This window comes from Rothia sp. HMSC061D12 (genome assembly GCF_001836735.1).
GTDB lineage: Bacteria > Actinomycetota > Actinomycetes > Actinomycetales > Micrococcaceae > Rothia.
Genome location: NZ_KV830305.1, coordinates 240,025 through 248,071 on the forward strand (window position 1 = coordinate 240,025; position 8,047 = coordinate 248,071).

Genomic DNA, 8,047 nt, shown 5'->3' on the forward strand with positions numbered 1-8,047 from the left:
CGCGCCGGCACCGGTAGCGGCAGCTAGTGCGGCACGTCGAGAAAGGAAAGTCGTCATCAGAAATCCTTAAATAGTGCGTATCAGAAGATGAAGAAATTTAGCTGTTGTTGTCCAGAAGCATGCGCCACATGCCTTCCTTGTACTCCATGATGAACTTCGTCGTGCGAGGAATCGTCTTTTCTTCCTCAACGATAGTCGCATCAGGCTCACCCTCAATGTGGTACTTAGCGGCAGCGTCATACGCGACGGTCACAAGCCACTCGTAACGGTCCGGCTTATTAGCAACCGGCTGAAGCTCATTCTCCGCAATCTCAATCTTGTACGGCTGATCCGAACCGTAAATCCAACCCAGACCCGACTCATAGAGCTTAATCATGGTCCTAGAGTTGCTCAAAAAAGCCTTCGCCGGATCCGCCTTCATCAGCGGCTCAACATCGCCGGTCAGAATCAGATAATTCTGGGAAGCAAGCCAATAACCCATCAGCGCGTAGGCGCCCTCGGGGCTGTTTTCCTTCATCTTCTCCGGGATCAGAGGCTTCGGCACGTTCTGCGCCGGCGCATTCGCAGTCGCAGGGATGTAGGTGCCGTTCCGCTCGTAGTTATTGAACTTAATCGGACCAACATACGAGCCGGGAGTGTGATCATCAGTAGGAGAAGGCGACGCCGAAGCGCTCGCAGAAGAGGACGCCGCACCAGAAGCAGCAGTAGAAGCCGAACCAGAGGAACCGCCGGAACCCTGCGACAGCGGGCGAATATCGCTAGCGCACGCAGTCAGCGCCGCAAGGATGCCGGTCGCACCCACGCCCAGGAGAGCACGTCGAGTGAAGAAGGTAGTCATCGGAAGCCCTTCGTTGGAGCCAATACAGAGCAAATTACGCCACACACCGCGGCAGGCATACGCACCCCGTACAGACCTATCAGTACGTCAATGTATATATTTTTAAGGTTACCCGAGAGCCACCACATAGCCCCGCGACCACCTCAATTGTTCAGAAAATTAAGACCCCACATCCAGCGTTTTACCAGGTGCGGGGTCTTATCACATGAGAAATCACTACGAGAGCGAACCCTCTGCAAGGCGGCAATTACGCGGCGCTAGACAGCTCCCACTTGCCGTCCTTGTACTCCAGGCGGAACCTCGCCACCCTCTTCTTCGACTCATCAGCGCTCGTTGCCTTCTCAGGCTGATTCCTATAATGCCGCATCATCTTCGGGTCCATGTAGGAATAGCCTTCCCAAATAAAGCGGGTATTGTCGCTACCCGGCACCTCACGAGGAGCATCCGTCAGCAGCTCAACAATATACGGAGTTTCCGTACCGTACACCCAACCAGCACCCGACGCATACAGCTTGATCGTGCTCTGATACTTCTCCCAACCGTAGCCATTGTAGTAGATATGTTCAATCGGGGCCGGGTTACCCGTCATCATCAAATAGTTCAAGCTCGCCAGCCAGAAACTCAAGAAAGCATACGCACCATCAACGCTGTGCTCCTTGATATTCGCCGGAGGAACAGGCTTCGGCATATTCTCAGCCGGATTCGTAGCGCTCGCCGGAACGTACTCGCCGGTCTTCTCGTAGCTATCGAACTTCATCGGACCCTTATAGGACTTACCCGAAGACGGAAGACCCGAAGCAGCAGAAGCACTCGCAGACGGTGAAACAGAAGGAGAAGCCGAAGCGCTCGCAGACGCCGAGGCGGAGGCAGTCTCGGAGGCGGTCGCCGCCTCCGACGGAGAAGCCGAGCCGGTGCCGCCAGCCAGCGGGCGAATATCGCTAGCGCACGCAGTCAACGCAGAAAGTGCACCCGCAACAGCAACACCCAGAACGGTACGTCGAGTGAAGAAAGTAGTCATCGGAAGTCCTTCGTCGGATCCTTCACCCACAAAACCGTCAGCACGAGGCTCACAACCTGCAGGTAAAGACCACATGTAGTACGTCAATGTATATACGTTAAGCGTACCCGAGGCACCCTCCGGCAACCCCGACCATCCGCCGGGTTTTCTCCTGGGTGTTCCCTGGATTTCCGCAGAGCTTTGGCAGCGTTTCGGCAAAAAGAAACCCCGCCCACGGTGCATTACCGCAGGCGGGGGAGAAGCCTATTCACGCTGTCAAAGACAACGGCCTAGACAGACGAAGAGCTACCAGAAGAAGCAGATGCAGAAGAGCTCTCCTTGCCGGTCAGCATAAACCACTTACCGTCCTTGTACTCCACAATGGCCTTCATCAGCTTGCCGTTCGGGCTCTCCGCCGTCTTGAAAGGCTGATCCGACTTACCCTCAAGGTGAATCTTCGCATCAGGGCTGTAGTTCATGTAAGCCGGCCAGTAGTACAGGGTACCGCTACTGGAAGGCTTCTGCGGTGCACTACTAATCAGCTCAATAGTAATCGGGGTATCCGAACCGTACAGCCAGCCAAGATCGTCTCCATACATCACCGCGTAATCCTGCAGCATGTCAACGTAAATATCCGCAGGGTCCGCCTTCTTCATCGGCTCAGTGTCACCGGTCAGCACTGCATAGTTGAAGCTTGCCAGCCAGTAGCCAATGAACGCGTACATGCCGTCAACGTTCTGCTCGTTCATGTTCGCCGGAACGAGAGGCTTGGGCACGTTCTGTGCCTTCTGAGTAGCGGTCGCCGGAACGTACTCGCCCTTCTTCTCGAAGTTATCAAACTTTACGAAGCCCTTATAGGACTTGCTGGAAGAAGCAGAAGCCGAAGCGCTTGCCGAGGCACTAGCTGAAGCACTAGCGGATGCACTTGCGGAAGCGGAGCTTGACGCTGAGCCATCAGCCAGCGGGCGGATACTACCAGCACACGCAGTCAACGCAGCAAGTGCACCGGCACCGGTCGCACCCAGCGCCACGCGGCGGCTCACGCGGGTAGATATGAGGGAAGGGCTCGTCATTATCAGCCTTTCAAAAGAAGTCAACAAAGGAAAGAGAGTGAGTTGACACCATTATCATACCCTAAACGCGCAAATAGATATCAAATATCGCTACTTGTATCCTTTTGCAGAGAAAAGATCAAAAAGCTGCAATTAGTGCACTAGGAAGCCGAAGGGCTCGCAGAATCCGAGCTCTTATCAGCATCCTTATCCTTCTGAGTGCTCATAAACCAAGCACCCTCCTTATACTCCACAACAATCCGCATCGCCTGGCCCTGAGAATCCTCAGCCCCCACAAGGGACTTATCGCGGTTATCGCCCTCCGTCAGATGCCTCTTCGCATTCTGATCAACCAGGGAGCGAGCACGCCAGAAATAACGAATACGGTCGCCCTCAATCTGCGTGGGAGTATCCGTCAACAGGTACACAGACATCGGCTCACTCGTATCGTAAATCCAGCCGCGCCCCGTCTCATAGAGCTTAACCATCGGCTCAAGCTCCTTATAATAATCGCTGCTCGGGTCCGTCTTCTTCAACGGCTCAATATCACCCGTCAACGCCAAATAATTAAAACTAGAAATCCAATAACCAATCAGCGCATAAATACCGTCAATACTCAGCTCCTGCACCTTCTCCGGCATGATCGGTTTGGGTACATTCTGCGCCTTCTTCTCAGCCGTGGCAGGCACATACTCGCCGTTCTTCTCAAAGTTATCGAACGTGACCTTACCCTGATACGACTTATTCGCAGACGGCAATGCCGGCGAAGCAGAGGGGCTCGCCGAAGCACTCGCCGAGCCAGACTCAGCAACATCAGCCGGCGGATGCACCGTACGCGCACACGCGCCCAACACGGCGGCAAGACCAACACCGCCCACACCCAACACGGCGCGGCGGCTCAAAGCGACGGGCTTAGAAGAGGAGCTAGTCATCAGCAGTCTTTCGAAGAGGTCAACAGATGAGGAGGAGTGAGTCGACACCCCCATCATACCGGGCGCACCTTATAGCAACCCTAAAGCACAAGTGAATAGCAAATAGCTTGGGAGAACTGGGCACGCATGAAGAAACCCCGCGGCCGTTATTCCGAATATTTTCGAAGAAAGAACAACAGCCGCGGGGCAAAACAACTGGAGGGGCGTGCAACCTAGCGGAGCAAATGCGCAAAATTACGGCGCGCCTTCGCCACCTTCGGGCTCACCACAAACGCACAATAACCCTGCGCCGGATTCAACGCGTAATAGTTCTGGTGATACTCCTCAGCCTCATAGAACACACCCAGGGGCTTAATCTGCGTAACGATGGGGGAGGAGTACAGTTGCTGAGCACGCGCCACCGCACGCTCAAACGCCTCACGCTGCTGCTCATCCGCGTAGAAAAGCACCGAACGGTACTGCGAACCGGTATCCGCACCCTGACGATCCCAGCTGGTCGGGTCGTGGCTCGTGAAGAAAATATCCAGCACCGTATCCAGGTCAATCACCTGCGGGTCAAAGCTGAGCTTCAGCGCTTCCTGGTGACCGGTCGCACCCGAACACACCGAACGATAATCAGGGTCGGGAGTCTCGCCACCCGTGTAGCCGCAGACGCTCGCCTCAACCCCGCGGAACTGGCGGTACACCGCATCCAGGCACCAGAAGCAGCCGCCGGCAAGAACAACATCAGTCATGATTCCTCCTCGAACTATAAATCCACACTACCTGAAGAACACCGCAGGGCTGCACAATATTCCCGAGTAATCGCAGGCTTCGGCATAAACCGCCCATATCCCCACTGTGCCGCTTGCCTCACCGCGCCACCTGCCACAATAGAGGTATGACTGAAAAACTAGAAACCCCCACCCTCGCAGAAGTCGTTGACGCCTTCCACACGCTCTTCCCGCCGCAGCTCGCCGCCGGATGGGACGCCTCCGGCCTCGTTGCCGGTCGTGCCGCCGCCAAAGTGAACACCGTGCTCTTCGCGGTAGACGCCCTCACCGCCACTGCTGAAGAAGCCGTAGTCGAAGGCGCACAGCTACTCATCACCCACCACCCGCTGCTGCTCCGCGGCGCAAAGTTCATCCCTGACAGCGACTACAAAGGCAACGTGCTGCACACCCTCATCGAAGGCGGATGCGGCCTGCTCGGCGCGCATACCAACGCCGATGCTGCCGTCGAGGGTGTGAACGAAGCACTCTGCGACGCTATCGGCCTCATCGACCGCGAACCGCTCACCGAAGCGCAAACCCAGGTACTCGACGGGCAGGAACACGCGGTAGGTACCGGCCGCCTCGGCACCCTGCCCGAAGAAATCACCCTCAAGGAGCTTGCAGAACGCCTCGCTGCGGCACTGCCCGCAACCGCCGGTGGCCTGCGCATTTCCGGACGTGCCGACCAGCCGATTCGCCGCGTCGCCCTCTGCGGAGGCGCGGGAGATTCCCTCTTCGACGCAGTACGCGCCACCGACGCGCAGGTGTACATTACCGCCGACCTGCGCCACCACCCCGCCAGCGAATTCCGTGAAACCGCACGAGTCGACGGCAGCAACATTGCCCTGATCGACTGCTCCCATCCGGCCAGCGAATCGCTGTGGTTGCGTTCGGCAGCCGACCGCCTGCGTGCCCTGCTCGCCGAGCGTGGCTACGGCATCGACACGAAGCTGTCCGCGCTGAACACCGACCCGTGGGACTTCACCATCTCCACCGGCGTGGCAACCGGTCAGGATGCGCACTCGGCAACCACCGCCGCAGTCCCCGCCTGGGAACTCTAAGGCGAGAATTCTAGGGGCGAGAACTCTAGAAGAATCCGCGCGGATTCTCTCACCGCGTACTCAGTGCGTAAGAGCCCGGGCACCTCGTCCGTTGTGACGAGGTACCCGGGCTAGAACTGGCCCGGTCTACTTAGTTACCTGGCCTACTTAGTTAGCAATGCGATACAGGCCAGTAGTGATAGGGTTCAGCACACGATGCCGGTAATAAAACAGCATCCAGTCCAACTCAATGCGGGTCACAGCATGATTCGGTTCAAACATGCCAGTCTCGGGAGTAATAACATTCTGCTGGGTAGCCCACAGAATCTCACGATAGAACGCGGAATCCGGCGTAACATCCGGGAAGGACGAAACACCCGATACTTCCGGTGAGCCAGACGCACGGTAAATCATTGCGGCAACGGTTGCATTCGTGAGACCGTCCTCCGCGTGGAACTTTCCGTCGGGCCCGCCGAAGGTAACGCCCTTTTCACGAGCCCAAATGTAGGCGGCGTAGTTCGGGTCGTCCGTCTTCACATCCGGCCACGGAGAGACTTCAGGGAGGTCCACCTTGGGGCTGCCCTTCATCTCATAAAGGGCGGAAGCCAGCTCACCGCGGGTGGCGGGCTGATTCCGTTCCTCGTCGTTCAGCGACGTTGAAAAGTACATACGTTCCTCTACGGGTACGTAAGCATTCGTGAACCGCTGGACACCCTCAAACTTCAAATCCTGGTGCGCCAAAAGAACGCCGCGGTGCTCCGGGGCAAAACCCACCATCGGGGTGATGAGAGTCTTATCCGTCTTGCTGGGGTAACCGTAGTCGCTCCACGCCTCAATGACGTACTGCTTGGACGGATCCAGCGTGTTCGCGGGAATCTTGAGATTGACGAAAGCGAAGCCTCCCTCCAGGCTCGTATCGTATTCATCCTCGCCTTGGACGTAATGCTTCATCTCGCTCATGACCAGGACGGGGGAGCCCGTGCCCTTCTCGCGAATGACGTACATCATGCCCTCAGCGCCAGGGATGTCAGTCCCCACGAAACCCTGACCCTGAATCAGCAGCTCCTGGTCCTTCGTGGTGTCCTTCAAAGCGTCGTATTTCAACTTAGGTGCGAAGGTATCGAAGTGATAATCATTGGTGCTCAGACCATGATGCGTCACAACGTTCTTGCGAGCCCAAATATCCTGAACGGTTGACTGCGGCTGGCCCTGAGGCTCGGCGAGGATGCCAACCTCGTAACGCACCTTGTCCAGAGTCATATCCGGGAAATACTCCGTGAGGGTGTAGTAACTCGGCAAAGTATTAGCCTCAACCTTCAGCGGAGCGACAAAGGTGCCGTCCTCGTCAATGGTGAAGTCCTTCCCCTCTTCGAACCGCAGAAGAGTGTCGGTAATCTGCAGAGCGTTATAGGGGACGTTCTCCTCGGGCGCGATGTAGATGACCACCTTGCCGTGCTGCTCGCGCCACTCCTTGGTGAAGCCGGTGCCCACAACCGTAATTTTACTGTCCTCACCGGTGTACAGGCCGTCGCCCTCTTGCTTGAAGACGTCACGGCCGTCCTGGTAGTAGTAATCCTCATAGGCAACGGTGAAAGACGGCTCATCCGCGACATCCTGAGTTGCAGGTGCGGGGGTATTGGCAGTCGGCGCGTTAGCAACGGGCGTGTTTGCGGCGGGGGCTGCGTCCTGGGCTAGCGCCGGGGTCATCGGCAGGACCATCGCGCTTGCCAGTACGAGTGCGCTGCAGTTCCGAGCTGCGTGGAATAACGAAGACTTAGAGTTCGGAAGCGAGGACATGAGACATCCTTAAGGTCATTTCTCCGGGGCTACGCGAGCTTACCGGCCGGCTGAGAATCTACCGTCGAATCTGCGCACGCCCTATGAGAAAAAGTGGTTGAAAATCCCCCCTCGGTTTCGGGGATATCCTCACCCTATCAAAGCGTTGAACTATTGTCAGGAAACACTCAAGGAATACTTTAAGGTTTCCAGAAATCTCACACAGCGGTAGCTGTTAAAAGCTGAACCCCGTGCTCCCGAATAGAAAACCATTCGGGAGCACGGGGAACCACAAAGCTATCCGATGCTCCACGCCGCACGCGCCCTCACGGTAAAACCCGAGGGAGACGCGGGCGGGCTAAACGACCTTACTTAGCGCGAGCCTGGAAAGCCTCAATCAGAGTCTCCAGCTCACCCTGAGTCACCATGTGCTGAGCATCAAAAGCGCCGCTGGCGTTCAGCACCACCTTGTTCTGCTGAGCCCACAGAATCTCACGGTAGAACGCCGAACCGGGAGCTACATCGCTGTAGGGGGAGTTGCCCTTCACCGCGGGCGAACCAGCCGCACGGTAGGTGAACGCCGCAACGGTAGCGTTCGAAATTCCGGCATCAGCATGGAACTTGCCGTCCGACCAGCCAAAAGTAATGCCCTTCTGGCGA

7 protein-coding genes and 1 pseudogene are annotated in these 8,047 nt (G+C 56.9%); 1 reads left to right on the plus strand and 7 read right to left on the minus strand.

The annotated features are described in order from the left end of the window. Positions 1-97: 97 nt before the first annotated feature. The 5 genes from HMPREF2682_RS00940 to msrA form a co-directional block, all read right to left on the minus strand. Entirely contained in the window at positions 98-838 is a 741-nt protein-coding gene (locus HMPREF2682_RS00940) for a DUF6318 family protein (RefSeq protein ID WP_049354794.1), read from the minus strand. Positions 839-1,085: 247 nt separating this feature from the next. Then, on the minus strand, positions 1,086-1,856 hold the full coding sequence (locus HMPREF2682_RS00945) for a DUF6318 family protein (protein ID WP_070830616.1): 771 nt from the start codon (positions 1,854-1,856) through the stop codon (positions 1,086-1,088). 269 nt (positions 1,857-2,125) lie between these two features. Beyond that, complete coding sequence (locus tag HMPREF2682_RS00950) at positions 2,126-2,908, minus strand: DUF6318 family protein (RefSeq protein ID WP_083321738.1); 783 nt, start codon at positions 2,906-2,908, stop codon at positions 2,126-2,128. 140 nt (positions 2,909-3,048) lie between these two features. After that, a complete protein-coding gene (locus HMPREF2682_RS00955; protein WP_070830618.1) occupies positions 3,049-3,819 on the minus strand; it encodes a DUF6318 family protein in 771 nt (256 codons plus the stop codon). 212 nt (positions 3,820-4,031) lie between these two features. After that, a complete protein-coding gene (msrA, locus tag HMPREF2682_RS00960) occupies positions 4,032-4,553 on the minus strand; it encodes a peptide-methionine (S)-S-oxide reductase MsrA (RefSeq protein ID WP_070830620.1) in 522 nt (173 codons plus the stop codon). A gap of 146 nt (positions 4,554-4,699) precedes the next feature. Here msrA and HMPREF2682_RS00965 point away from each other — a divergent pair, with 146 nt between their 5' ends. Next, a complete protein-coding gene (locus HMPREF2682_RS00965; RefSeq protein WP_070830622.1) occupies positions 4,700-5,632 on the plus strand; it encodes a Nif3-like dinuclear metal center hexameric protein in 933 nt (310 codons plus the stop codon). Positions 5,633-5,779: 147 nt separating this feature from the next. Here HMPREF2682_RS00965 and HMPREF2682_RS00970 read toward each other — a convergent pair whose 3' ends face one another. Together HMPREF2682_RS00970 and HMPREF2682_RS00975 are read right to left on the minus strand one after the other, a co-directional pair. After that, positions 5,780-7,408 carry an S-layer homology domain-containing protein gene (locus tag HMPREF2682_RS00970; RefSeq protein ID WP_070830624.1) on the minus strand — a complete coding sequence of 543 codons (1,629 nt, stop codon included), beginning with the start codon at positions 7,406-7,408 and terminating at the stop codon, positions 5,780-5,782. 347 nt (positions 7,409-7,755) lie between these two features. Continuing rightward, positions 7,756-8,047 (minus strand): annotated as a pseudogene (locus HMPREF2682_RS00975) (gluconolactonase); the annotation flags it as partial.

Bases quoted from the DNA above. Each gene is read 5' to 3' on its own strand.
- HMPREF2682_RS00940 (WP_049354794.1), bottom strand. From the start codon at position 838: ATGACTACCTTCTTCACTCGACGTGCTCTCCTGGGCGTGGGTGCGACC.
- HMPREF2682_RS00945 (WP_070830616.1), bottom strand. From the start codon at position 1,856: ATGACTACTTTCTTCACTCGACGTACCGTTCTGGGTGTTGCTGTTGCG.
- HMPREF2682_RS00950 (WP_083321738.1), bottom strand. From the start codon at position 2,908: ATGACGAGCCCTTCCCTCATATCTACCCGCGTGAGCCGCCGCGTGGCG.
- HMPREF2682_RS00955 (WP_070830618.1), bottom strand. From the start codon at position 3,819: ATGACTAGCTCCTCTTCTAAGCCCGTCGCTTTGAGCCGCCGCGCCGTG.
- msrA (WP_070830620.1), bottom strand. From the start codon at position 4,553: ATGACTGATGTTGTTCTTGCCGGCGGCTGCTTCTGGTGCCTGGATGCG.
- HMPREF2682_RS00965 (WP_070830622.1), top strand. From the start codon at position 4,700: ATGACTGAAAAACTAGAAACCCCCACCCTCGCAGAAGTCGTTGACGCC.
- HMPREF2682_RS00970 (WP_070830624.1), bottom strand. From the start codon at position 7,408: ATGTCCTCGCTTCCGAACTCTAAGTCTTCGTTATTCCACGCAGCTCGG.